This window comes from Streptomyces sp. NPDC058955, from assembly GCF_042741435.1.
GTDB lineage: Bacteria > Actinomycetota > Actinomycetes > Streptomycetales > Streptomycetaceae > Streptomyces.
In genome coordinates this window covers 67,554-90,352 of the sequence record NZ_JBHYKM010000017.1, presented here as the reverse complement: position 1 = coordinate 90,352, position 22,799 = coordinate 67,554, and the positions used below count along the sequence as shown (strand labels likewise).

General features: G+C 74.3%; 20 protein-coding genes. 8 read left to right on the top strand and 12 right to left on the bottom strand.

Annotation, left to right across the window (positions count from 1 at the left end; genetic code table 11):
* The first annotated feature begins 114 nt into the window (after positions 1–114).
* Positions 115–3,036 carry an AAA family ATPase gene (locus ACFW1I_RS10235; RefSeq protein WP_384668289.1) on the top strand — a complete coding sequence of 974 codons (2,922 nt, stop codon included), beginning with the start codon at positions 115–117 and terminating at the stop codon, positions 3,034–3,036.
* Between the two features lie 16 nt (positions 3,037–3,052).
* Here ACFW1I_RS10235 and ACFW1I_RS10230 read toward each other — a convergent pair whose 3' ends face one another.
* The 4 genes from ACFW1I_RS10230 to ACFW1I_RS10215 all read right to left on the bottom strand — a co-directional run bounded on the left by ACFW1I_RS10230 (position 3,053) and on the right by ACFW1I_RS10215 (position 7,603).
* Positions 3,053–4,165 carry a hypothetical protein gene (locus ACFW1I_RS10230; RefSeq protein WP_384668286.1) on the bottom strand — a complete coding sequence of 371 codons (1,113 nt, stop codon included), beginning with the start codon at positions 4,163–4,165 and terminating at the stop codon, positions 3,053–3,055.
* A gap of 147 nt (positions 4,166–4,312) precedes the next feature.
* Complete coding sequence (locus ACFW1I_RS10225) at positions 4,313–5,962, bottom strand: ADP-ribosyltransferase domain-containing protein (RefSeq protein WP_384668284.1); 1,650 nt, start codon at positions 5,960–5,962, stop codon at positions 4,313–4,315.
* A gap of 130 nt (positions 5,963–6,092) precedes the next feature.
* A complete protein-coding gene (locus ACFW1I_RS10220; protein ID WP_384668283.1) occupies positions 6,093–6,845 on the bottom strand; it encodes a macro domain-containing protein in 753 nt (250 codons plus the stop codon).
* 89 nt (positions 6,846–6,934) lie between these two features.
* Entirely contained in the window at positions 6,935–7,603 is a 669-nt protein-coding gene (locus ACFW1I_RS10215) for a class I SAM-dependent methyltransferase (protein ID WP_384668279.1), read from the bottom strand.
* Between the two features lie 223 nt (positions 7,604–7,826).
* Between ACFW1I_RS10215 and ACFW1I_RS10210 the strand changes: the two genes are divergently transcribed.
* The 3 genes from ACFW1I_RS10210 to ACFW1I_RS10200 all read left to right on the top strand — a co-directional run bounded on the left by ACFW1I_RS10210 (position 7,827) and on the right by ACFW1I_RS10200 (position 9,127).
* Positions 7,827–8,201 (top strand): hypothetical protein, encoded by a 375-nt coding sequence (locus ACFW1I_RS10210; protein WP_384668277.1) that lies wholly within the window; start codon positions 7,827–7,829, stop codon positions 8,199–8,201.
* A gap of 190 nt (positions 8,202–8,391) precedes the next feature.
* Positions 8,392–8,751: an ArsR/SmtB family transcription factor gene (locus ACFW1I_RS10205; protein WP_384668274.1), complete on the top strand. Its 360-nt coding sequence runs from the start codon at positions 8,392–8,394 to the stop codon at positions 8,749–8,751.
* Between the two features lie 37 nt (positions 8,752–8,788).
* The gene (locus tag ACFW1I_RS10200; protein WP_384668271.1) at positions 8,789–9,127 is read left to right on the top strand and encodes a thioredoxin family protein; all 339 of its coding nucleotides are present in this window, start codon (positions 8,789–8,791) and stop codon (positions 9,125–9,127) included.
* Between the two features lie 11 nt (positions 9,128–9,138).
* Here the strand turns inward: ACFW1I_RS10200 and ACFW1I_RS10195 are convergent, their stop codons facing one another.
* Positions 9,139–9,672: a hypothetical protein gene (locus ACFW1I_RS10195; protein ID WP_384668269.1), complete on the bottom strand. Its 534-nt coding sequence runs from the start codon at positions 9,670–9,672 to the stop codon at positions 9,139–9,141.
* Positions 9,669–11,345, bottom strand: a complete 1,677-nt coding sequence (gene ctaD / locus ACFW1I_RS10190) for a cytochrome c oxidase subunit I (RefSeq protein ID WP_384668299.1) — start codon at positions 11,343–11,345, stop codon at positions 9,669–9,671. Before ctaD ends, ACFW1I_RS10195 begins: the two co-directional genes overlap by 4 nt.
* 264 nt (positions 11,346–11,609) lie before the next feature.
* Between ctaD and ACFW1I_RS10185 the strand changes: the two genes are divergently transcribed.
* Positions 11,610–13,355 (top strand): GAF domain-containing protein, encoded by a 1,746-nt coding sequence (locus ACFW1I_RS10185; protein WP_384668266.1) that lies wholly within the window; start codon positions 11,610–11,612, stop codon positions 13,353–13,355.
* Positions 13,356–13,378: 23 nt separating this feature from the next.
* Here ACFW1I_RS10185 and ACFW1I_RS10180 read toward each other — a convergent pair whose 3' ends face one another.
* Entirely contained in the window at positions 13,379–14,083 is a 705-nt protein-coding gene (locus ACFW1I_RS10180) for a response regulator (protein ID WP_384668263.1), read from the bottom strand.
* A gap of 429 nt (positions 14,084–14,512) precedes the next feature.
* On the opposite strand from ACFW1I_RS10180, the gene ACFW1I_RS10175 reads away from it, so the two are divergent.
* Positions 14,513–14,989, top strand: a complete 477-nt coding sequence (locus ACFW1I_RS10175) for a pyridoxamine 5'-phosphate oxidase family protein (protein WP_384668261.1) — start codon at positions 14,513–14,515, stop codon at positions 14,987–14,989.
* A 20-nt stretch (positions 14,990–15,009) separates the two neighbouring features.
* Here the strand turns inward: ACFW1I_RS10175 and ACFW1I_RS10170 are convergent, their stop codons facing one another.
* Positions 15,010–16,236, bottom strand: coding sequence for a globin domain-containing protein (locus tag ACFW1I_RS10170; RefSeq protein WP_384668297.1), 1,227 nt, complete (start codon positions 16,234–16,236; stop codon positions 15,010–15,012).
* A gap of 318 nt (positions 16,237–16,554) precedes the next feature.
* On the bottom strand, positions 16,555–17,013 hold the full coding sequence (locus tag ACFW1I_RS10165; RefSeq protein WP_384668258.1) for a hypothetical protein: 459 nt from the start codon (positions 17,011–17,013) through the stop codon (positions 16,555–16,557).
* A gap of 220 nt (positions 17,014–17,233) precedes the next feature.
* Here ACFW1I_RS10165 and ACFW1I_RS10160 point away from each other — a divergent pair, with 220 nt between their 5' ends.
* On the top strand, positions 17,234–19,288 hold the full coding sequence (locus ACFW1I_RS10160; protein WP_384668256.1) for a phosphocholine-specific phospholipase C: 2,055 nt from the start codon (positions 17,234–17,236) through the stop codon (positions 19,286–19,288).
* A gap of 28 nt (positions 19,289–19,316) precedes the next feature.
* On the opposite strand, the gene ACFW1I_RS10155 is transcribed toward ACFW1I_RS10160, so the two are convergent.
* Complete coding sequence (locus tag ACFW1I_RS10155; protein ID WP_384668255.1) at positions 19,317–20,282, bottom strand: helix-turn-helix domain-containing protein; 966 nt, start codon at positions 20,280–20,282, stop codon at positions 19,317–19,319.
* Between the two features lie 118 nt (positions 20,283–20,400).
* On the opposite strand from ACFW1I_RS10155, the gene ACFW1I_RS10150 reads away from it, so the two are divergent.
* On the top strand, positions 20,401–21,462 hold the full coding sequence (locus tag ACFW1I_RS10150) for a saccharopine dehydrogenase family protein (RefSeq protein ID WP_384668252.1): 1,062 nt from the start codon (positions 20,401–20,403) through the stop codon (positions 21,460–21,462).
* Between the two features lie 15 nt (positions 21,463–21,477).
* On the opposite strand, the gene ACFW1I_RS10145 is transcribed toward ACFW1I_RS10150, so the two are convergent.
* A complete protein-coding gene (locus tag ACFW1I_RS10145; RefSeq protein ID WP_384668250.1) occupies positions 21,478–21,795 on the bottom strand; it encodes a heme-binding protein in 318 nt (105 codons plus the stop codon).
* Positions 21,792–22,799 (bottom strand): HEAT repeat domain-containing protein (locus ACFW1I_RS10140; protein ID WP_384668247.1); only part of this gene is annotated, 1,008 nt, incomplete at its 5' end. The genes ACFW1I_RS10145 and ACFW1I_RS10140, both read right to left, overlap by 4 nt.

The following is a 22,799-nucleotide window of genomic DNA, read 5'->3' as shown; positions in this document are numbered from 1 at the left end:
CCGCCGTGACCGGGACCGGCCCCGCCCCGGCGGGTGGCGCATTCCTTTCGGGGCGTGACGAATACCTGACACAGCGTCGCTTGGACGACCACATGAACAGGTACATTCGCGGGCATGCATCCCCGAGCGCCCCTCCTCGTCGGACGTGACGCGGAAATCGCCCAGTTGGAGCGCGCCCTCGACCTGGTTCGCGAGCGGCGCGGCAGCACGGTTTTCCTGGTCGGCGACGGCGGCATCGGCAAATCGCGGCTGGCGGCCGAGGCGACGGGCAAGGCGTTCTCCGCCGGGATGCGGGTGCTCCGCGGCCGGGGCAGCACGATCGGCCCGATGGTGCCGTTCCGGCCGCTCACCGAGGCCCTGATGTCGCTCTTCCGCGGCGGCGAGCCGTGGGACGAGGGCGAACTGGGCCCGTTCCGCCCGGTATTGGGACGCCTGGTCCCCGACTGGGCCGGCGAGGCACAGCACGGCGGCTCGCTCGTGGTGCTCGCGGAGGCCGTGCTGCGGCTGCTCTCGGTGGTCTCCAGGGAGCGCGGCGCGCTGCTCGTCCTGGAGGACCTGCACGACGCCGACACCGAGACGCTGGTGGTCCTGGAGTACCTGGTGGACAACCTGGAACACCTGCCGGTGGTGCTGCTCGCCACCACCCGCGCCGAGCAGTGCGCCGCCCTGGACCTGGCGCACTCGGTCACCCAGCGGCGCTCCGGCGTGCTGCTCGGCCTGGGGCCGCTGGACCGGCCCGAGGTCGCCCGGATGATCGCCTCGTGCCTGGACTGTGCGGTGGACCGGGTGCCCGGCGAGCTGGTGGCCCGGCTGTGGGACACCAGCGCCGGCAACCCGTTCGTCGTCGAGGAACTGCTGCACGGCATGATCGGCCACGGCACCGTGGTCCACCGGGGCGACGCCTGGGAGGTGGTCGGCCCGCTGCGCACCGAGGTGCCGAGCACGCTGGTGCGGGGCATCGCGCACCGCACCGACCGGCTGGGGCCGCAGGGCAGGACGCTGCTGTCGGCGGCGGCCGTGCTGGGCCGCCGCTTCCCGCTGTCGGTGCTCCAGCGGATGTCCGACACCGACGACCACGGCCTGCTCGGGCTGCTGCACGCGGGCGTGGCCGCCCAGCTGGTCGTACCGGACGAACCGGCGCCCGACTGGTACGCGTTCCGGCATCCGCTCACCGCCGAGGCGCTCCTCGCCCAGCTCACCCCCACCGACCGGGCGAAGCTGTCCGGGCGGGCCGCCGAGGTCGTGGAGGAGCTGCATCCGGGGCTGCCCGGCGAGTGGTGCCCGCTGGTGGCCGCGCTGCGCCGGGACGCGGGCGACCAGGTGGGGGCGGCGCGGCTCTTCTCGGAGGCCGGCCGGCGCGCGCTGGCGGACGGCGCGGTGGGCTCGGGCGTGTCGCTGCTGCTGGGCGCCGACGAGCTGCTGGCGAAGCGCCAGGACTGGGTGGCGCGGGCCGAGGTGCTGGAGTCGCTGCTGCCCGCGCTGGCCGAGAGCGGCGAGTTCGACCGCGCCTTCGAGCGCGCGGAGGGCCTGCACGAACTGGTCGGCGCGGGCGTCGAGGCCGGCCGGCTGGCCGTTCTGCACACCCGGCTCGCCAAGGTGGCCCATCTGGCGGGCCGCTGGGCCGACGGCAACGCGCAGATCGCCGAGGCCCGGGCGCTCCTGGAGACCGTGCGGGATCCGGCGCAGACGGCCGCCGTCGACGTGGTGGCCGCCTATCTGGCCCTGGACACGCCGGGCCCGGACCGCACGGAGACGGCGGAGAAGCTGGCCCGGGCCGCGGTGTCGGCGGCCGACGCCGGCGCGCTGCCGGCCGTGGCCTGCCAGGCGTGGGAGCTGCTGGGGGTGCTGGCCCGGGAGCGGGACCTGCACGAGGCGCGGCTGTGCTTCGAGCGGGCCCGGCGGATCGCGGAACAACACCGGATGCCGATCCCGCGGACGTACGCGATGGTGCGCATCGGCGGCAACGAGTGGCTGGCGGACGGCGAGACCCGCACCCTGGAGCTGGCGCGGGACGAGGCGCTGCGGCTGGGCGCGGTCACCATCGCGTACTCGATCGACGCCATCCTCGTCCTCCAGGCCGTGCTGGTCGGCCGGTTCGAGGAGGCCGCGCGCCTGGGCGACGAGGTGCTGACGACCGCGGTCCGGCTGCGGCTGGCGCCGGTGGTCCGGTACGTGCTGATGACCCGGGCGACGCTGGCGGCGCACCAGGGGGACCGGGCGTCGATGGAGGCGGCGCTGCGGGAGTTCACCGGCTGGGACGGGGCGGGTTCCCAGGAGGAGCCGCTGTGCATCGGGCTGGCGCGGGCGTTCTGCGCGCTCCTGGAGGAGAACCGGCCGCTGGCGCTCGCGGAGCTGGACCGGGCACGGGCCCAGGAGCGGGACAGTCCGACGACCTTCCACCTCAGCGGCCTGCACGGGCTGCGGCTGCTCCTCGACGTGCTGGCGGGCGAGGCGGGCTGGGACGAGTACCGGCGGGCCTCGGCCACCTCGGCGAGCCGGATGCGGTGGAACCGGCAGTTCGTGCTGCTGGCCCACGCGGTGCTGCTGGGGCGCTCGGACGAGGCGGCGGCGGCCGTGGCGGCCGTCGCCGAGGCGGAGCTGCTGGCCGCCCCCTATCCGACCACGCTCCACCTGGGGCTGCGGCTGACCGCGGAGGCGGCGCTGGAGGACGGCTGGGGCGATCCGGCGGGCTGGCTCCGCCGCGCCGAGGAGCACTTCCACGCCGCGGCCGTGCCGGACGTGGCGGGGGCCTGCCGGGCGCTGCTCCGCCAGTCGGGCGCGCCGGTGCGGCAGCGGCGCAGCGGCGCGGACCGGATCCCGGCCCCGCTGCGGACGCTGGGGGTGACGGTCCGGGAGTACGAGGTCTTCCAGCTGCTGGCGGAACGTTTGAGCAACAAGGCCATCGCGGGCCGCCTCTACATCTCGCCCCGCACGGTCGAGAAGCACGTGGCGGCCCTGCTGACGAAGACGGCGCGCCAGGATCGCGAGGCGCTGTGCGACCTGTCCGCGTCGGACGTGGCGGCGGGTGGCCCCTGAGCCGGTCCCCGGTGGGTCAGCGGGCGATCCCGTGGGTCCGCGGCGTGGGGACCGGACGGGCCCCGGACAGCTTCACGGCCGTGCCGCGGGCCCGCTCGAAGGCCAGGACGGGCTCGCCGTCCTTCCGCCAGGGCTGCGCTCCGCACCACGGTCCGATCAGGCGGAACTGCTCCAGGGCGGGCCCGTACATCATCGACCGGAGCATGGCGTCCGCGAGGAGGTGGCGCAGGCCCGGCAGGCGATCGTCGTCGGGCGCGACTTGGTCGAGCGAGGCGGCGACCTGCTTCAGGGCGCCCCTGGCCAGGGGGGTGGCGGGCAGCCTGTCGGAACCGGACCGGTCCGTCAGTTCGCCCAGGGCGTGCAGGTAGATGCCGGCGAGCGGGCTGCCGGGCGGTGCCTTGCGGACCGCCTGCCGGGCGAACCGCATCATCTGCCGGTCGCTGCCGAACCACTTGGCGCACCAGTACTGGAGGGCCTGCCAGTGCCCCTCGTAGTGGTGGGGCGCGCGGGCGGCGAGTTCGTGCCAGATCTTCCTGAACTCCGCGGGGCGGTACTGGGCTCCGCGCGCGGCCGTGACCATGACGACCCAGGGACCGGGATCGGCGGGGTCCAGCAGGGCGGCCCGCCGGGCCTCCTCGATCGCGGCCGGCAGCATGGCCCGGAAGCGGTCCATGTTCGAGGTCATGACCTCGTGGGCGTAGCCGCTGCCCCGGATCTCCCAGGCGCGGTGGACCATCAGCCGGGCGTGGAGGGTGGCCGCGTCGCAGTCACCGGGTTCGGCGGTACGCCAGGCGTCGAGCCAGGCGTCGTCCTCCTGGGCCACGTGCAGCAGCAGCTCCAGCCGGTGCCAGCGCTCGTCCCACTCCTGGCCCGCCGCCCGGACGTACCGCGCGGCGGACTGCCAGTCCCCGCCCCACGCGGCGTCGGCGACGGCCTGCCGCTCCTCCGCCCGGTGCGCGGGCGCGGGCGGCCCGGCCCGCCGGGCGTCGAGGGCCTCCCGGGGCGGGAGCCCGTAGTCGGTGGCGACGAAGTGCTCCGCCACCCAGGCCTCGGCCCGACGGGGCTTGAGGAAGAGGCGGTGGAGCGAGAGCAGGAACACGCCCAGAAGGACGGCGAAGAAGAGAGTCACAGCGGGGGATCTTTCCGGAACCCGTCACTCCCTGCAATAGTCCAGGCCAAGGAAAAGGCGAGGTCAGCGCCGGGCCGGGCGCTCGACGGCCACGTCCACCCCCGGGGACGTGACCGTCGGCGAGCGCCCGGCCCGGCACCGGCGGCGTCAGGAGACGAGCCGGGTCTCCACCTCCCGCAGCTTCACCGTGCACAGGCCGCCGCGTTCGGCCTTGACGTCGGTGACCTCCAGCTGGGTGCCCGGGGCCAGGATGTACTCCTCCTCGCCGGTGAAGGCGGAGAAGCTGCGGATGCCCACCGCGCGGGCCGGCGTCACCTCGAAGAGGGTCCGCTTGCCCCGGCTGCCGAGGAAGGAGCGGGCGACGCCCAGCTCGGAGGTGCAGGAGGAGACGCCCCACCAGGTGACCGTCCCGCCGACGGGGTACTGGCCGCGCAGGTCCAGGGCGACGCCGCGCCACAGCGGTTCGGTACGGGCCGGGAGCGCCTCCACCGCGGCGAAGAGCAGCCGCAGGTAGGGCAGGTAGGGGACGACGCGGGCACGGTCCGGGGAGCGGAGCACGGCGTTGATGTTCCGGTAGAAGCCGGACTCGCAGGTGTAGAGGAAGAGGGCGGCGATGGCGTCGGCGGACAGCCCGGCGCCGGCCTGTTCGTCGGCGCGCCGCTTGCCGAACTCGCGGGAGCGGTCGATGTGCCCGCCGAGGCTGCGCAGCACCCGGGTGACGGGGGCGACGGCGTCCTCGAACGGCATCAGCGGGGTGTCGAACACGCCGGTCAGCGGCGGCAGGACGTGGCCCTCGTCGCGGACGCTGGTGAGGCGCTCCAGGTAGAGCTGGTGGAGCTCCATCGTGGAGGCGATGAAGGCGCCCATCCGGGCGGCGACGTCGGCGTCCGGGCCGCCGGCGCCGGTGGGGTCCGCGCCCTTCCCCGTACCGGCCGGGGTCTTGTTCCAGCCCTTGCTCGGCAGCCAGTCGACGGGGTCGGCCCCCAGGGAGAGCAGGGCGTCGTTGACGGTGGCGAGGTGGTCGCCGTCGCAGAAGATGTCGCCCTGGGCGGCCGGGTTGGCGTGGTCGATGTGACGGACCTCGACGCCCGGGTACTTCTTCTCCAGCCGCTGCACGGTCCGCTTCAGGCTGCGGGCGTGCGCGCCCCACCAGGCGAAGACGACGCCCCGGTCCTCCGGGTCCTCGGCGTCCTGCTTGGCGCGGAGGATCTCCTCGGCGATCCGCTCGGCGACGGGCCGCCAGAAGCCGGTGTGCTGGTCGGTGGCCATGGCGCCGTCGGCGCTGGCGGTCAGCGAGGCGTTGAGGAGCAGGACGCCCTGGGTGAGCATGGCCTGGAACCACTCGGGCGGCTGGACCGTGTCCCGCTCCTTCAGCAGGGCGCGGACGTCGGCGATGGGGGTCTTCTTGACGATGCCGTACTTCCACATCGCCGCCGCCTTGATGAGGCAGCGGATGCTGACGACCCGTCCGAACTGGCTGTCCTTCCAGTCGTTGAAGGTGTTGTCGAACATGGCGATGCCGGTGGCGCTCTCCGGCCGCGGGTAGGGGTTCTGCCCGAAGACGACGACCTTCCACTTGTGCGGCGGGTGGGGCTTGAGCGCCTGGAAGGTGAGCTCGCGGACCGGGACGACCTGCGGGCTGCGGCCCGGTCCGATGAACCGGTCGGCGTCCGGGCGGGCCTCGATGACGGGCTTGAGCAGCGGCAGCCAGGGCTCACCGCCGCCGGTGAAGAGGTCGGCGAGGGCGAGCGGGTCGTTCGGGTCGGGCTGGGCGGCGGGCGTGGTCGCGTCGCTCATGGCGGGGGAACTCCCGGTGGTCGTGCCTGCGGGGTCGGAGGAGTGGTGCGCAGGGGCGGCGGCCGACGCGGCCTGCCCGCCCTGCTGGGCCTGAGCAGCCGACTCGGCCTGCTGGGCCTGCTGGGCCTGCTCAGCCGCGAAAGCAGTGCCCTTTGGCAGCGGCTCCTTTGGCAGCGGCTCCTTTGCTGGAGACCCCGTGGGCTGCGGCTCCTTTGGCCGGTGCTCCTTTGGGCGGTGTGATCCGAACCCGCGTCGTGTGCGGCGCCTGGTCGATCCCCGCGAGCTGGGCGGTGATCGTGGCGCGCAGCTCGTCGTCGTCCTCGAACCAGTGGTCGTGGAAGAGCGTGTAGCCGGTCCACATCAGGTTGGCGCAGACCCGGGCCGGCACGCGGCCGGTCCGGGCGCCCATCCCGACGAGCGCCACGGAGCGGATGCTGCCCGGCGCCTTCCGGTTCTGCCGGTGGACGGCCTGGAAGGCCGCCGCGCAGGCCATGGCGACGTTGAGCGTGTCGCTCACGTTCTGCGAGGAGGCGACCATGGTCGGCGTGGAGATGACGAAGCGCGGCACGGTCGCCCCCGACGGGACGCACACGGCGCTGCCGACCGGCATGCTCCCGGCGAACCGGTCACGGATCGCCTGCTGCACCCGCAGCTGGATCCCGGCGCCGAGGTGGCGCTTGATCGCCGCGTCGACGCCGCCGTCCATCCGGCCCGCCGCGTTCGTCGGCGTGACCCACGCGTCCACGTCCTCGTCGAGGATCGAACCCCGCCGGATCTCGATGCCGGGCACGTCGGCGAAGGCGGCGCGCCACGCCGCCACCACCCCCGCGCTGACATCCGTCAGTACCACCCGCAGCGCGGTGCCCGCATAGCCGTGCGTCATCGAAGCCCCCTGTCGGAACGTCCTCTGGAACACCTCCGAAACTAGTGGGCACCACTGACAACGGCCCTCGGCCGCCGGTCGCCTGAGGATCAGTCGGGCTTCCTGGCCATCACGACGACACCCGGCCCGGAGAACTGGTCGGCGGGGAGCCGCAGCTCGGCCACGGGAGTCAGTCCGGCCTGCTCGATCAGCTCCACGAACCCCTCGGGCCGCCACTTGTACGTCGTCCACCGCACGGGCACTCCCCCGTACGCCTCGGTGCGGACCAGGTCCTCGTCGCCGACGTGCGTGGCGGTGATGAAGGACCCGCCCGGCTTCAGCGCCCGCGCGAGGTGGGCGAGGACCTGGGGGAGGACGTCACGGGGCAGGTTGAAGAGCGACCACCAGCCGAGGACGCCGCCGAGGGTGGCCTCGCCGAGCGCCAGCTCGGTGGCCGAGGCGACCTCGAAGCGGCAGTCCGGGTACAGCCGGCGGGCGTTCTCGACCATCCGGGGCGACAGGTCCACCCCGGAGACGTCGAGCCCGCGCTCCGCGAGGTATCCGGTCACCGTGCCGGGTCCGCAGCCGACGTCGAGGACGGGCCCGAGGTCGCCCACGCTGTCCGCGAAGGCGTCGATCGACGCCTTCAGCCAGGGGTGGACGCGGATGTCGCCCATGCCCGTGGTCAGCATCATGTGGGCGTAGGTGTCGGCCACCCGGTCGTAGGAGTCGCGTACGGCGTCGAGGTCGGCCGGGCGGTCGATGGGGTGTGAGCTCATCGGCACACGATAGGGCGGCGGGGCGGTCCGGGACCCGGCGGGTCCCGGCCGTGCGGAGGTCCGCGAGCGCGCGCTGTCCTATGCCCGGGGCATCGTCTTCCGGCGAAAGCACCTCATTCCCCGCCGACTTGGTGTCTAGTGGAGCACGTCCGTGATCACCGCCCGGCCCGGCCACGGACGCGCAGGCGTGCCGGGCCGTCGAGAACCAAGGGAGCACCGAGAGATGGCGAGTGTGGAGACGTCTCTGAAAGAGGCGATGAGCGCGATCGAGGGCAGCGTGGGGGCCGCGCTGGTCGACTACACGAGCGGCATGGCCCTGGGCACGCTGGGCGGCGGCAAGGACCTCGACCTGACCGTGGCGGCGGCCGGCAACACCGACGTGATCCGGGCGAAGATCCGCACGATGGAGATGCTGGGGATCAACGACGCCATCGAGGACGTCCTGATCACCCTCGACACCCAGTACCACCTGATCCGGCTGATCAAGGGGCGGGGCGGCAACGGCCTGTTCCTGTACATAGTCCTGGACAAGAACAGGGCCAACCTCGCCATGGCCAGGCACCAGCTCAAGCGCATCGAGTCGGATCTGGAGCTGTAGTCCTCACTCCCGTCTCCCGGCTCCGCATGCCTTCGAGTTGAAGAACTCTTCAACTCGACACATCCGAAAGTGATCAGTCGGAGGCGGTCGGAGCCGGGAGGCGGGAGAATGACCGCCATCCGTGGATCAAGGATCCGGCACGTCGGACCGGTGTCGTCCGGGCAGGTCGATCCGGAGGGAGTGTCGTCGCATGCAGGTGCCGCTGTACCAGGCCAAGGCGGAGTTCTTCCGCATGCTCGGGCACCCGGTCCGGATCCGCGTCCTGGAACTGCTCCAGCACGGCCCGCTCCCGGTGCGCGAACTGCTGAAGGACATCGAGGTCGAGCCGTCCAACCTCTCGCAGCAGCTCGCGGTGCTGCGCCGGTCGGGCATCGTGGTCTCCGTGCGCGAGGGCTCGACCGTCAGCTACGCCCTCGCCGGCGGCGACGTGGCCGACCTCCTGAAGGCCGCCCGCCGCATCCTCACCGAACTGCTGGTGGGCCAGAGTGAACTCCTGGAGGAGCTCCGCCACGCCGACGCCGGCGGCGTCACGGTGCCGCGCGGGAGATGATGGGGCGGTACGGAAGAACGCGAGATCAGGAGCCTCCATGGCACGGCGGGTGCACCAGGCCCGTGAGGACGCGGAATTCGACTTCATCCTCCGGATGAGCGACGTCCCCGTCCTCGCCTACTTCATCGGCACGTGGCCGAAGGCCATCGAGCCGTGCCGGACGATGGACCCCGTCGTGGGCGCCGTCGCCGACGCGTACCCCGACGGCCTGACGGTCGTCCGCGTCGACATCACCCGCTGCCCGGACGCGACCAGGCGCTACCAGGTCGCCGGAGCCCCGTCCTACGTCCTCCTGAAGGACGGGGAGGCGGTGGCGAGCGGTACGGGCGTCCTGACCGGCGCCGGGATGCGGGACCTCCTGCACGGCCACCTCTGAGCGGACCGCCGTCAGCCGGCCCGTCGCCGCACGGCCGGTACCGCGGCGGCGATCAGGGTGCCGCCGGCGAGCGCGGCGGGCACGGCGACCGTCGCGAAGCCGGTGGGGCCGCCGTCCTCGGGCCGCCAGGCCGTCAGGGCCAGGGCGGCCACCGTGGCGAGGAGCAGGCCGGCACCGGTGCGGCGGGCGAAGGCCCGCTGGGGGGACCGGCGGCGCGGGGGCGGGGCGGCCGAGAGGGCCGTCCAGCAGCGGGCGTCCTCGCGGCGTTCCCGGCCCCGGCGCAGCACCGCTCCGGCGCGCAGGAGGACCGTGGCCGTGGCGCCCGTGACGGCCGGGCCGAGGACGAGGGCGCCCGGGGCGCGGAGGAGCAGGAGCAGGGTGACGGCCGCCGCCGTGGACCAGCCGGCGAGGCAGGCCGTGGCGGCGAGGCGGCGGGACCCCGGGCGGTCGGCGCCCGCGCGCAGGTCGGCGACGGCGGGGACGTACCAGACGCAGCCGGAGACCGTCACCGCGCCGGCCCCGAGGGCGAGGAGGACGCCGCTCACCGGGCGCCCGCCGTCTCGTGCGCCGTGTTCTCCAGGCGGTCGAGCTCCGCGAGTTCGGGGTGGTGCAGGTCGAAGGCCGGGGACTCGGAGCGGATCCTCGGCAGGCTGTGGAAGTTGTGGCGGGGCGGCGGGCAGGAGGTGGCCCACTCCAGCGAACGGCCGTAGCCCCAGGGGTCGTCGGCGTCGACCATCGTCCCGTACCGGCTGGTCTTCCAGACGTTGTAGAAGAACGGCAGGAAGGAGAGGCCGAGCAGGAACGAGCCGATCGTGGAGACCGTGTTGAGGGCGGTGAAGCCGTCCGCGTCCAGGTAGTCGGCGTACCGGCGCGGCATGCCCTCGGCTCCGAGCCAGTGCTGGACGAGGAAGGTGGCGTGGAAGCCGACGGTCAGGGTCCAGAAGGTGATCTTGCCGAGCCGTTCGTCGAGCATCCTGCCGGTGAACTTGGGCCACCAGAAGTGGAAGCCGGCGAACATCGCGTACACGACCGTGCCGAACAGCGTGTAGTGGAAGTGCGCGACGACGAAGTACGAGTCGGAGACGTGGAAGTCCATCGGCGGCGAGGCCAGGATGACGCCGGTCAGGCCGCCGAAGGTGAACGTCATCAGGAAGCCGGCGGCCCACAGCATCGGGGTCTCGAAGGACAGCGAGCCCTTCCACATGGTGCCGATCCAGTTGAAGAACTTCACGCCGGTCGGCACGGCGATGAGGAACGTCATGAAGGAGAAGAACGGCAGCAGGACGCCGCCGGTGACGTACATGTGGTGCGCCCACACCGTCACGGAGAGGCCCGCGATCGCGATGGTCGCGGCGACGAGCCCGATGTAGCCGAACATCGGCTTGCGGCTGAAGACCGGGACGACCTCGGAGATGATGCCGAAGAACGGCAGCGCCAGGATGTACACCTCCGGATGGCCGAAGAACCAGAAGAGGTGCTGCCACAACAGCGCGCCGCCGGTGGCCGGATCGAAGACGTGCGAGCCGAACTTCCGGTCGCATTCGAGCGCGAACAGCGCGGCGGCGAGCACCGGGAAGACCATGAGCACGAGCAGCGACGTGAGCAGCACGTTCCAGGTGAAGATCGGCATCCGGAACATCGTCATGCCCGGGGCGCGCATGCAGAGGATCGTGGTGATGAAGTTGACCGCTCCCGCGATCGACCCGAAACCGGAGAGCGCCACGCCCATGATCCACAGGTCGGCGCCGAGGCCGGGCGAGTGGACGGCGTCGGACAGCGGCACGTACAGGAACCAGCCGAAGTCCGCCGCGCCGCCGGGGGTCAGGAAGCCGCCGGCGGCGATCAGGGAGCCGAAGAGGTAGAGCCAGTAGGCGAGCATGTTCAGCCGGGGGAAGGCGACGTCCGGAGCGCCGATCTGCAGCGGCATGATCCAGTTGGCGAAGCCGGTGAAGAGCGGCATGGCGAAGAGCAGCAGCATGATCGAGCCGTGCATGGTGAACGCCTGGTTGAACTGCTCGTTCGACATGATCTGGGTGCCCGGGCGGGCCAGTTCGGCGCGCATCATCAGGGCCATCACACCGCCGACGACGAAGAAGAACAGCGCCGAGCAGAGATAGAGGGTGCCGATCCGCTTGTGGTCGGTGGTGGTCAGCCACCCGACCCAGGAGGGCCGTTCCCGGTGGCCGGTCCGCGCCCCGGCCGGCTGCTCCGTCGTGATCCGTGTACCGCGTGTCTCGTCCACCGGACGACGACCTTCCTTTCCTCGACACCGATTGCCGCCGGGCCATGCTCGTCGGCGCGGGCCGGGGCGGGGCAGGGCCGAAGAGGCCCCGGACGGGCCGCGGGTGCGGGGCCGGTCGGCCCGGACGGAAGGCAGGGCCGTTCGGCCCTTCCGGGGCGTTCCCGCAGGTCGCGTACGCTGCGGACGGGGGTCGCGGCAGGGTGCGGCCCGTGTGGGACGAGACGAGGACAGGCGGCGGAGATGCACGGGACAGCCGGCCCGACGGCGGCGGACGACACCGGGGCGCGGGGGCGTACCGGCGGGACCGGTGGCGGGCCGGTGCCGGGCTGGCCGCGGCTCGACGTCCCCGAGCGGACGCAGGCGCTGCTCGCGGCCGTCACGGACCTGGGCCGCGACCTCGAACTCCCCCAGGTGCTGCGGAGCATCGTCGAGGCCGCGGTCGGCCTCACCGGCGCCGAGTACGGGGCGCTCGGGGTGATCGACGACCGGCGCAAGCTCTCCCAGTTCCTGCCCGTCGGCATGGCGGACGAGCTGGTGGCGCGGATCGGCCCCGCCCCCTGCGGCCACGGCATCCTCGGCGAACTGATCCGCAATCCCTCGCCGCTGCGCCTGGACGACCTCACCCGGCACCCCAGCAGCTTCGGCTTCCCCGCCCACCACCCCCCGATGCGGACGTTCCTGGGGGCGCCGATCCGGATCCGGGACGAGGTCTTCGGCAACATCTACCTCACCGAGAAGCGGGGCGGCGGCACGTTCGACGCGGACGACGAGGCCGTCCTCACCGCGTTGTCGATGGCGGCGGGCGTCGCCGTCGACAACGCGCGCCTGTACCACGACAGCCGGCGCCGGGAGCACCGGCTGGAGGCGCTGGGCGAGATCACCCGGGCGCTGCTCGCGGGCACCGACGCCGACGAGGTGCTGCGGCTGATCGCCCGGCGGGCGATGGAGGTGGCCGACGCCGACCTCGCCGCCGTCCTGCTGCCGTCCGTGCCGGCCGGCGACCTGACGGTACGGGTGGCGCACGGCGACGCGGCCGCGCGCGTCCGGGGCGCGCGGCTCCCGGCGTCGGGCTCCCTCGCCGGCCTCGCGGCCCGTACGCGCGGCCCCGTCGTCACCACCGACGTCCGCACCGACCCCCGGGCGGGCACGCTGGACGGCGGCGCCCCGGAGGCGGGCGAGGCCGAGCACGGGCCCGTGGTGGCGGTGCCGCTGCCCGTCGACGACGCGCTGTGCGGCGCGCTGCGGCTGAGCCGGCGGGCCGGGCGGCCCGGGTTCGACCCGACCGAGACGGAGCTGATCAGCGGCTTCGCCGACCAGGCGGCGATCGCGCTCGAACTCGCCCGCCGGCGGGCGCAGTCCGAGGAGCTGGCGGTGCTCCACGACCGCGACCGGATCGCGCGGGACCTGCACGACCTGGCGATCCAGCGGCTGTTCGCGACGGGGATGACGCTGCAGAGCGCGACCCGGGTCATCGAGCGGCCGGAGGCGGTCGAGCGGGTGACCCGCGCGGTGGACGACCTGGACGCCACGATCCAGATCATCCGCTCGACCATCCTCCAGCTGCGGACGCCGGCCGACGACCGGTCGGGCGGGACGGCGCTGCGCCGGCGGATGGCGGAGACGGCCCGACTGGCCGCCCAGCACCTCGGGTTCCCGCCCGCGCTGCGGATCACGGGGCCGGTCGGGACGAGCGTCCCGGAGAGCCTGGCGGAGCACGTGCTCGCGGTCACGGCGGAGGCGCTCAGCAACACGGCCCGGCACGCGGGGGCGGGCCGGGCCGAGGTCACGCTCTCCGTGCCGGACACGGCCGACCGGCTGGTGCTGACCGTCACGGACGACGGCGCGGGCCTGGGGACGGCCGCCCCGACCGGCGGGCTGCTGAACATGCGCTCGCGCGCGGAGCAGTGCGGCGGCACGCTCCGGCTGGAGACACCGGCGGAGGGCGGCACCCGGATCGTGTGGAGCGCACCGCTGCCCGCCGGCTGACGCCGGCCGGGGCGCCGGGGCCGTCAGGACGGGTCGTGGTGCGGCTCCCGGAACCGTTCGGCGATCATCGCGGCCTGGATGCGCCGGCCGACGCCCAGTTTCCCGAGGATGGCCGAGACGCGGTTCTTCACGGTCTTCTCGGCGAGGAAGAGCCGCTCGGCGATCTGCCGGTTCGTCAGGCCGAGGCCGATCAGGTCGAGTATCTCCAGCTCGCGCGGGGTGAGCCGGTCGAGCTCGGCGGGCACCGCGTTCCGGGGACCGCCGTCGGTGCCGCGGATCCGGGCCATCACCCGCTCCGTCATCCTCGGGTCGAGGAGCGACCGGCCGGTGGCGACCGTGCGGACGGCCGTCACCAGGTCCGAGCCGCCGATCTGCTTGAGGACGTATCCGGCGGCGCCGGCCATGATGGCGTCGAACAGGGCCTCGTCGTCGTCGAACGAGGTGAGCATCAGGCAGGCCAGGCCGGGGAGTTCGGTCCGCAGCTCGCGGCAGACGGCGACCCCTTCGTGGTCGCCGCCGGAGGCGCCGAGCCGGACGTCGAGCACGGCCACGTCGGGGCGCGCGGCGGGCACCCGGGCCAGCGCCTCGCGCGCCGAGGCGGCCTCGCCGACGACGACGATGTCCTCCTCGGCCTCCAGGAGGTCCCGCACGCCCCGGCGGACGACCTCGTGGTCATCGAGGAGGAAGACCCGGATCGGGTCGGCGGGACGGGCGGTCGGGGGCTTCACGGAGGACTCCTGGGCAGGGGGTGCGACGGCGACGCGGACGGTGGCGGCCCCACGGCACGGTCGTGATCGGCCGGGAGCGAGCGACAGTATGGCACCGGGGCCGCCGGGCCCTTCGGCCCCGGGCCGGGGGGTCGAACGGCCCTGTCAGGCGGGTCCCGCTCCTTGGTCGAATGCCTCCGCGACCCGGGGCGCCGGTCTCCCCGCCCGGTCCGGCCGTCCCCCGGACCGGAGTCGGCGCACCGGGCCGCGATTCGTGTGGCACGGGGGGCCTGTGGCAGGGCGGTGCCGTTCGGGACGTCCGGTCGGCCACGCCGCCGGGGGCCGAAGGACCCTTTCGCGGGACGCCGGGCCGTCCTGTACTGGGACGACCGGGCCCCGTGCCCGACGCGCGTCCGGCGGCGCGCCCCACCGAACTCCCAGGAAGGCACCGTGCACGACGAAGCCGCACCCGTCCGGGTCGAGGTCCGAGAGGGCGCCGCCCCCGCGGCGCCGCGTCGACGGGCGGTCGAACTCCGCCCCGACGAGGCGCTCCGGCTGCTCGCCGGGGTGCCGCTCGGCCGGATCGTCTTCACCGAGCAGGCCCTTCCGGCGATCCGCCCGGTCCACCACGTCCTCGACGGCGGCGACGTGGTGATCCGTACGAACGAGGGGGCGGCGCTCGCCCGGCGGGCCCGGGAGGCGGGGACGCGCGGGGTCGTCGTGGCGTACGAGGCCGACGAGATCGACACCGGCACCCGGCTCGGGTGGAGCGTGGTGGTCACCGGTTACTGCCGGCTGGTCACCGACCCCGAGGAGGCGGCGCGTTACGCGACGGTGCTCAGCCCGTGGCTCGACCGGGCCCCGGAGCAGGTGGTCCGGATCCGGCCGGACCTGGTCACGGGCGTCCGGCTGGTCGCGGCGGACTGAGTCCGGGTACGCCTCGGGCGTCAGGCCCCGGTCAGCGGCCCGCGCGGCAGCGGCACGGTGCCGCCGACCGGGTCGTGGCGCGCCCGCCCGGCGGGCAGTCCGGCGTCGGCCAGCCGGTCCAGCGTGGCGGTGACCATGGCGGGCGGTCCGCTGACGTAGGCGAGGTGGCGGGACCAGTCGCCGTGCCGGACGACGGCGTCGGCGACCGTACCCGCCTCGGCGCCCGCGGCGTGTTCGCCGACGACCGGCACGACGCGGAGCCACGGCCGGCGGCGTTCCAGTTCCGCGACGGCGGCGGTGTCGTAGAGGTCGTCCAGGGTGCGGGCGCCGAGGAAGAGGTGTGCGGTGCGGCCCTGCGGGCGGCGGACGGCGAGCTCCTCCAGGAGGGCCTTGGCCGTGGCCCAGCCCGTACCGCCGGCGACGAGGAGCAGGTCGCGCGCCGCGTCGGGCTCGGGGACGTCGTCCAGGGTGGCGGTCCCCTGGGCGGGGCCGAGCCGCAGGTGGTCGCCGGCCCGGGTGTGCGTCACCAGGACGTCGCTGAGGCCGCCGGGTCCGGTGCGGCGGACGTGGAACTCCAGCTCGCCGTCGGCGCGGGGCGCGCAGGCGATCGAGTACGGGCGCCAGGCGTGCGGGAGCCGCGGGGACTCGACGCTGGTGTACTGGCCGGCGCGGTACGGGAAGGGTTCGGCGGTCCGCACCCGGAGGACGGCGAGGTCGGGGCGGCGCAGCTCGTGCCCGGTCACCGTCGCGTGCCACGACACGGGTTCGCCGACGGCCTCCTCGGCGCCGTCGACCATGGCGGCGACGGCGAACCGCACCATCCGCAGCCAGGCGTCCTCCAGCTCCGGGACCCAGGCGGCGCCGGCCCGGCGGCGGAGCGCCTCGGCGAGCGCCGCCTCGAACACCTCGAAGTGCACCGGTCGGACGCCGAGTTTGCGGTGGTCGCGGCCGAGCCGGGCGCAGAAGGCGGTCACCTCGTCGGGCCGGTCCAGGTTCTCGACGAGGTACCAGAAGGCGCGTTCCAGGTGGGCCCGCTGGAAGTCCATCGAGTCGGGGAACAGCCCTCGCAGATAGGGGTGTTGCTCGAACATGGCCTGGTAGAGGTGGGCGATGAGGCCGTCGAAGGGGGTGACCAGCGGCAGGTACCGCCGGATGGTCTCCCGGTCGGCGCGCCCGTCGGAGGAGACCGGCGCCGGGGCGGCTGCGGTCGTCCGGGCCGGGGCGAGCAGGCGCTGCCGCAGGCGCATGGCGTCCTGCCGGGCGAGGAGCGCGTGGTACTCGTCGTACCCGCCGGTCCCCGCGGCGCCGGGCCCGCCCGGCCTCCGGTGCTCCGCCGCCTGCCGTGCGCCCCACGGCTCCGTCCGGTCCGCCGCCGTCATCGGCACCTCTTGCACGTCGTCCTCCACGCGTCGCACGCCCGCCGCGCGGGGACCGGCACCCGTACCGGCCCCACAAGATCACGAACGGGGCGCGCGTCAGTGTGGCACCGGGGCGCAACCGCCGTCCGGCCCCACGGGAGGGGGGCCGGACGGCCCTGTCGTCCGTCGCGGCGACGGTGTACGGGGCTACCGCCGCGGGGCGGCGGGGCGCGGCGCCGGCGGGTAGGGCACGGCCTGCGCGGAGGGGTCGTCTGCGGCCGTCGGCATGCTGACGCCCCGGTAGAAGACGGACTCGTAGTCGATCGCGGGGTCCACCACGAGCGCGTCCTCGTACGTCTCCGAGACGGGGTGCCGTCGTCGTTCGAGCGCGTACCGCACGACGACGACCTCCTCGCTCGGCTCGACGTGTTCGACGGCCTTGAACCCTCCCACGCCGGATTCCCCGCCGACCTCCCAGAACAAGCGGAGCCGCAGCACCCCGGCGGACGGGGTGGACCAGCGGAAGCGCGAGACCGACAGCTGTCCGCTGACGCTGTCCAGCGTGCTCCAGCCCCAGCCGTCGGGCAGGAAGTCGATGTCGGTCGACTCCATCACATTGACGACGGCACCGAACCAGCTGCCGGCGAGTCGTCTGTCCAGATACATCACCACCCCATCGTCCCCGACCCCCTCCCCCACCCCGCACCCGGGCCCTGCGGTCGAGGCCGGTTCCCCTGCCGCAGGGGATTTCGCCGGGTGTACAGCGGGAAGTCACGGGACGGTCGTGGGGCGGTGGCTCTCGGGCGCTCTTCTTGGGGCGCTCCAACGCCGGTCTCCGGCCGCCGTTCCGTTTCCGTCCGCTCGACTTCCGGAGGACTACTCCCCCATGGCCGACCTCGATCGCCGCCGGTTCCTTCAGCTCGCCGGTGGCGCCGTCGCCTTCAGCGCGCTGTCCGAGTCCATCGCACGCGCCGCCTCCATCCCCGCGCAGGGGTCCACCGGCACCCTGCAGGACGTCGAGCACATCGTCGTCCTGATGCAGGAGAACCGTTCCTTCGACCACTACTTCGGGGCGATGAAGGGCGTCCGCGGCTTCGGCGACCCCCGTCCGGTCACGCTGCCCAGCGGGAAGTCCGTGTGGAACCAGGCCGATGGCTCGAAGGTGACGCTGCCCTTCCGGCCGGAGAGCGCGCAGCTCGGCATGGAGTTCCTCCAGGGGCTCAACCACGACTGGGCGGGTGGCCAGAAGGCGTTCAACCAGGGCCGCTACGACCAGTGGATACCCGCCAAGACCAAGGCGACCATGGCGTACCTGACCCGGGACGACATCCCCTTCCACTACGCGCTCGCCGACGCGTTCACGATCTGCGACGCCTACCACTGCTCCTTCATCGGCTCGACCGACCCGAACCGCTACTACCTCTGGTCGGGTCACACCGGCAACGACGGCACCGGCGGCGGCCCGGTCCTCAACAACGCCGAGGCCGGCTACGGCTGGAAGACGTACCCCGAGCGCCTGGAGGCCGCCGGGATCTCCTGGCGGGTCTACCAGGACATCGGCGACGGCCTGGACGCGGCCGGTTCCTGGGGCTGGATCAGCGACGCCTACCGCGGCAACTACGGCGACAACTCGCTGCTCTACTTCAACACCTACCGCAACGCCCAGCCCGGCAACCCGCTCTACGACAAGGCCCGCACGGGCACGAACGCCAAGGCGGGCGAGGGGTTCTTCGACCGGCTGCGCGCCGACGTGCAGGGCGGCCGGCTGCCGCAGGTCTCCTGGATCGCCGCGCCCGAGGCGTTCTCCGAGCACTCCAACTGGCCGTCCAACTACGGCGCCTGGTACATCGCGCAGGTCCTCGACGCGCTGACGTCGAACCCGGACGTGTGGGCCCGTACGGCGCTGTTCATCACGTACGACGAGAACGACGGCTTCTTCGACCACGTCGTCCCGCCGTACGTGCCGGCCTCGGCCGCGCAGGGCCTGTCGACAACCCCGACCGCGCTGGACCACTTCCCGGGGAAGACCGGGTACGTCGCCGGACCGTACGGCCTCGGGCCCCGTGTCCCGATGATCGTCGTCTCCCCGTGGTCCACCGGCGGCTACACCTGCTCCGAGACCTTCGACCACACCTCGGTGATCCGTTTCATCGAGCGCCGCTTCGGCGTCCAGGAGCCGCAGATCTCGCCCTGGCGGCGGGCCGTCTGCGGCGACCTGACCTCGGCCTTCGACTTCACCCGTGCCCAGCCGCAGCCGGTCGCGCTGCCGCCGACGGCCGGCTACTACCCGCCGGACCGCGACCGCCACCCGGACTTCCCGGCCACGGCGCCGGCCGTCGGGTCGATGCCCCGCCAGGAGCCCGGGTCCAAGCCCACCCGCCCTCTCACGTACGCCCCGTACGTGGACGGCAGCGCCGACACCACGGCCGGCACCTTCCGGCTCTCCTTCAGCGGCGGGCCGTCCGCCGGCGCCCAGTTCTACGTGACCTCGGCGAACCGCACGGACGCCCCCTGGACGTACACGGCGGCGGCCGGCGCGTCGATCGCGGACACCTGGAACACCAAGTACTCCAAGGGCACCACCGACCTCACCGTGCACGGCCCGAACGGCTTCCTGTGCCGCTTCCGCTCCCCCGGCAAGACCGCCGTCCCCGAGGTCACCGCCCGCCACAACGCCACCACCGGCGATCTGGACCTCACCTTCACCAACGCCGGCCCGACGACGACGGTGACCGTCGCCCACGCCTACGCGGGCACCCCGCAGACGCTGACGGTGGCCCGCGGCGCGACCGTCCGCCACTCGGTGCCGCTGGCGGCGTCCGGCCGGTGGTACGACGTCACCGTCACGTCCGCCGCGCACACCGACTACGTGCGCCGCCTGGCCGGACACGTGGAGACGGGAGCGGAGGGAGTGACGGACCCCGGGATCCTGACCTACTGACGCACGGCCCGCACGGGACGCGCCGCCGTCATGGCGCCACGGCGGTGGCGCGTCCCGTGCGGGTGCGGAAGGTGCGGCGGTAGCTGTCCGGCGGGACCCCCAGGGTCCGGTTGAAGTGCCGGCGCAGGGTCGTGGCGGTGCCCATGCCGGTGGCCGCGGCGATGGCGTCGACGCCGTCGTCGGTGCGCTCCAGGAGTTCCTGGGCGCGGCGGATCCGCTGGGCGAGCAGCCACTGCAGCGGGGTGGTGCCGGTGGCCGCGCGGAAGTGGCGGGTCAGGTGGCGCGAGCTCATCCCGGCCCGCCGGGCCAGGTCCTCGACGGTCAGCGGCCGGTCGAGGCGCTCGACGACCCAGGGGAACAGGGCGGTCAGCGGGTGGTCGTCCTGGGCCGGCACCGGGGCGGTGACGAACTGGGCCTGTCCGCCGGACCGGTGCGGGGGCACGACGAGCCTGCGGGCGACGGTGTTGGCGATGGACGAGCCGTGGTCGAGGCGCACCAGGTGCAGGCAGAGGTCGAGCGCCGCGGCCTTGCCGGCCGAGGTGAGGACGCTGCCGTCGTCCACGTAGAGGACGTCCGGGTCGACCTCCACCTCGGGGTGGCGGGCGGCCAGGGCGTCGGTGTGGGCCCAGTGGGTGGTGGCGCGGCGGCCGTCGAGCAGTCCGGCGGCGGCGAGCACGAAGGCCCCGGTGCAGAGGGAGACGACGCGGGCGCCCGCCGCGTGGGCCGCGCGCACGGCGTCGACGAGTGCGGCGGGCGGGGCCGCGTCGACGTCGGCCCAGCCGGGGACGACGACGGTGTCGGCGTCCCGGAGCCGGTCGAGGCCGTGGTCGGGCCGCAGCCGGAACGGGCCGAAGGGGACGGGACCGGGTCCGCAGACGACGAGGTCGTACCAGGGGACGGTCACCGCGTCCGGCTTTGATCCGAACACCTCGTGGGCGATGGCGAGTTCGAAGTGGAGCATCCCGTCGGTGACGGCCAGCGCGACTGAGGTCATGTCCGGAAGTGTATGGGGCACGTCGTTTCCGACACTCACCGTTGCGCATTCAACCATTCCAGGATGGTCACCACGGGCCGCAGTCGACCGGACGCGGCACAGCACGGGGAGTGACCTCATGGCGGCAGGACAGACGGTGACGGTGTACGGCGCGTACGGACACACGGGCCGGTTCGTGGTGGCGCACCTGCGCGAGCGCGGGTTCGTCCCGGTCCTCGCCGGGCGGGACGGCCGGAAGCTGCGCGCGCTGGCGGAGCGGTACCCCGGGCTCGACGTCCGCCCCGCGGCGGTCGACGATCCGGCGGCGCTCGACCGGGCGCTGGCCGGCGCCGACGCCGTGGTCAACTGCGCGGGGCCGTTCGCCACCACCGCCGCGCCGGTGATCGAGGCGGCGCTGCGGGCCGGCATCCCGTACGTCGACGTGGCGGCCGAGATCGAGGCCAACGCCGACACGTTCGCCCGGTTCGCCGACCGCGCGCGGGCCGCCGGCGCGGTGGTCCTCCCGGCGATGGCGTTCTACGGCGGTCTCGGCGACCTGCTGGCCACCGCCGCGATGGGCGACTGGACGGCGGCGGACGAGGCGCACGTCGCGTACGGGCTGAGCGGCTGGGAGCCCACGGAGGGGACCCGGCTCGCCGGGAAGGTGTCGGCGGAGCGGCGCGGCGGCCGGCGGGTCCGCTTCACCGGCGGCCGCCTGGAGTACCACACCGACGAACTGCCCACGCTGACCTGGCCGTTCCCCGCCCCCATGGGACCGCGGCCGGTCGTCGGCGAGTTCACCATGGCCGATGTCGTGACCATCCCGAGCCATCTGTCCGTGCCCACGGTGACCACCTACATGTCGACCGAGGCGGCCGGCGGCGTCACCGGCGCGGACACGCCGGCCCCGACGGCGGTCGACGAGCGCGGCCGGTCCGCGCAGACCTTCCTCGTGGACGTCGTCGTCCGCTCCGGCGGCGCGGAGCGGCGGGCCGTGGCCACCGGCCGGGACATCTACGCCGTCACGGCGCCGCTCGCGGTGGAGGCGGTGCACCGGATCCTCACCGGCCGGACCCGCACGACCGGGGTCGTCTCCGCCGGCGAGCTGTTCGACGCGGCCGCCTTCCTCCGGGCCCTCGCCGCCTCCGCCCACCTCACCTGGGAGACGAGCGGGGCGGCGGACCCGTCGGTGACGGCGTAGCCGGACGGCGGCGCGTCAGTGCGCGAGGGCGTCGATGCCGGCGTGGGCGAACTGCTCGTCCTGGAGGCCGCTGGGCGCGCCCGCGACGCCGATGCCGGCGATCGGCGAGCCCTGGTGGTGGATCGGGAGCCCGCCGGCGAGGAAGAGGGTGTTCGGGATGGCGGCGAGCGTCGGGTTCTGCTCCAGCCGGCCGACGAGGACCGACGTCGTAGCGGCATTGCAGCCCCGCCGCGTCCGGCCCCGGCGCACCGACACGGCCCGCTGGGCCGGACGGCCGAAACCGCCGGCCCGGGCGGACCGGCGCACCCGGCCGGCCGGGTGTCCCCCGGTCACGGGGTGTCGCGGAGCCTGCGGAGGTAGGTCGCGGTGAGGGCCACGGCCGGGTCGTCGTCCCCGGTCAGCTCGGTGAGGGCGCGGGAGGCGACGGGGCCGGGGATGTCGGCGAGGGCCTGGGTGAGGCGGCCCCGGGCCGGGGGTGCGGTGGCGGCGTCGGCGAGGCGGTCGACGAGCCGGGCCGCGATCGCGTCCGCCGCCCCGTCGTCGGTGGCGAGGGCGCCGAGCGCGTCGGCCGCGTCGGTGTCGTTCCTGCCGTCCACGACCATCTCCACCAGCTCCGGGATCGCGCCGGGCTCCCCGCGTCCGCCGAGGGCGAGGGCCGCCTGGCCGCGGACCACCGGGTCGGGGTGGCCGAGGCCGTGGCGGAGCCGGTCGGTCGCCTCGTCGCCGGGGAGCGCGGCGAGGGTCCTGACCGCCCGTTCGCGCACCGCCGCCGACGGCGAGCCGAGGGCCCGGGCCAGGAGGCCGGTGGAGCCGCCGCCGGAGCGGGCCAGCGCCCAGCGGAGAGCCCCGGCGACATTGGGCTCCGTCTCGCTCAGCGCCGCCTCGACCAGCGCTTCCGCCGGTACGGGGACCTCGTCGCCCGAGGACAGCGCGGCGCGTTGCCGGGCGTCCTTGCTGGCCGAGCCCAGGGCCTGGAGGAGCGCCACGACCTGGAGGGCGTCGTCCCAGCTGGCGGGGCCGGTGGCGTCGATGCGGCGCAGCCGGGTGAGCAGTTCGGTCTCGGCGGCGACGCGGGCCCGGGTCTGCTCGATGAGGTCGCCGACGAGCTGCGCGGGGGTGAAGCCGGGATCGTCGAGCGCCCGGCCGATCTCCCGCAGCGACAGCCCCAGCGAGCGGAGGCTCTCGATGTGGAAGATCCGCCGGATGTCCTCGTCGCGGTACTCCCGGTAGCCCGAGCCGGGGGGGGGGGGGGGGGGGGCCCCCCCCCCCGGCCCGGGGGGGCGGGGCCCGCGGGGCCGGTCGGCGCGGCGGGGGGGCCCCGCCCCCCGGCCCCCCCG

Coding starts and splice junctions, on each gene's coding strand:
- ACFW1I_RS10235 (WP_384668289.1), top strand. CDS start 115: ATGCATCCCCGAGCGCCCCTCCTCGTCGGACGTGACGCGGAAATCGCC.
- ACFW1I_RS10225 (WP_384668284.1), bottom strand. CDS start 5,962: ATGAGCGACGCGACCACGCCCGCCGCCCAGCCCGACCCGAACGACCCG.
- ACFW1I_RS10220 (WP_384668283.1), bottom strand. CDS start 6,845: ATGACGCACGGCTATGCGGGCACCGCGCTGCGGGTGGTACTGACGGAT.
- ACFW1I_RS10215 (WP_384668279.1), bottom strand. CDS start 7,603: ATGAGCTCACACCCCATCGACCGCCCGGCCGACCTCGACGCCGTACGC.
- ACFW1I_RS10210 (WP_384668277.1), top strand. CDS start 7,827: ATGGCGAGTGTGGAGACGTCTCTGAAAGAGGCGATGAGCGCGATCGAG.
- ACFW1I_RS10205 (WP_384668274.1), top strand. CDS start 8,392: ATGCAGGTGCCGCTGTACCAGGCCAAGGCGGAGTTCTTCCGCATGCTC.
- ACFW1I_RS10200 (WP_384668271.1), top strand. CDS start 8,789: ATGGCACGGCGGGTGCACCAGGCCCGTGAGGACGCGGAATTCGACTTC.
- ACFW1I_RS10185 (WP_384668266.1), top strand. CDS start 11,610: ATGCACGGGACAGCCGGCCCGACGGCGGCGGACGACACCGGGGCGCGG.
- ACFW1I_RS10170 (WP_384668297.1), bottom strand. CDS start 16,236: ATGCGCCTGCGGCAGCGCCTGCTCGCCCCGGCCCGGACGACCGCAGCC.
- ACFW1I_RS10165 (WP_384668258.1), bottom strand. CDS start 17,013: ATGTATCTGGACAGACGACTCGCCGGCAGCTGGTTCGGTGCCGTCGTC.
- ACFW1I_RS10160 (WP_384668256.1), top strand. CDS start 17,234: ATGGCCGACCTCGATCGCCGCCGGTTCCTTCAGCTCGCCGGTGGCGCC.
- ACFW1I_RS10155 (WP_384668255.1), bottom strand. CDS start 20,282: ATGACCTCAGTCGCGCTGGCCGTCACCGACGGGATGCTCCACTTCGAA.
- ACFW1I_RS10150 (WP_384668252.1), top strand. CDS start 20,401: ATGGCGGCAGGACAGACGGTGACGGTGTACGGCGCGTACGGACACACG.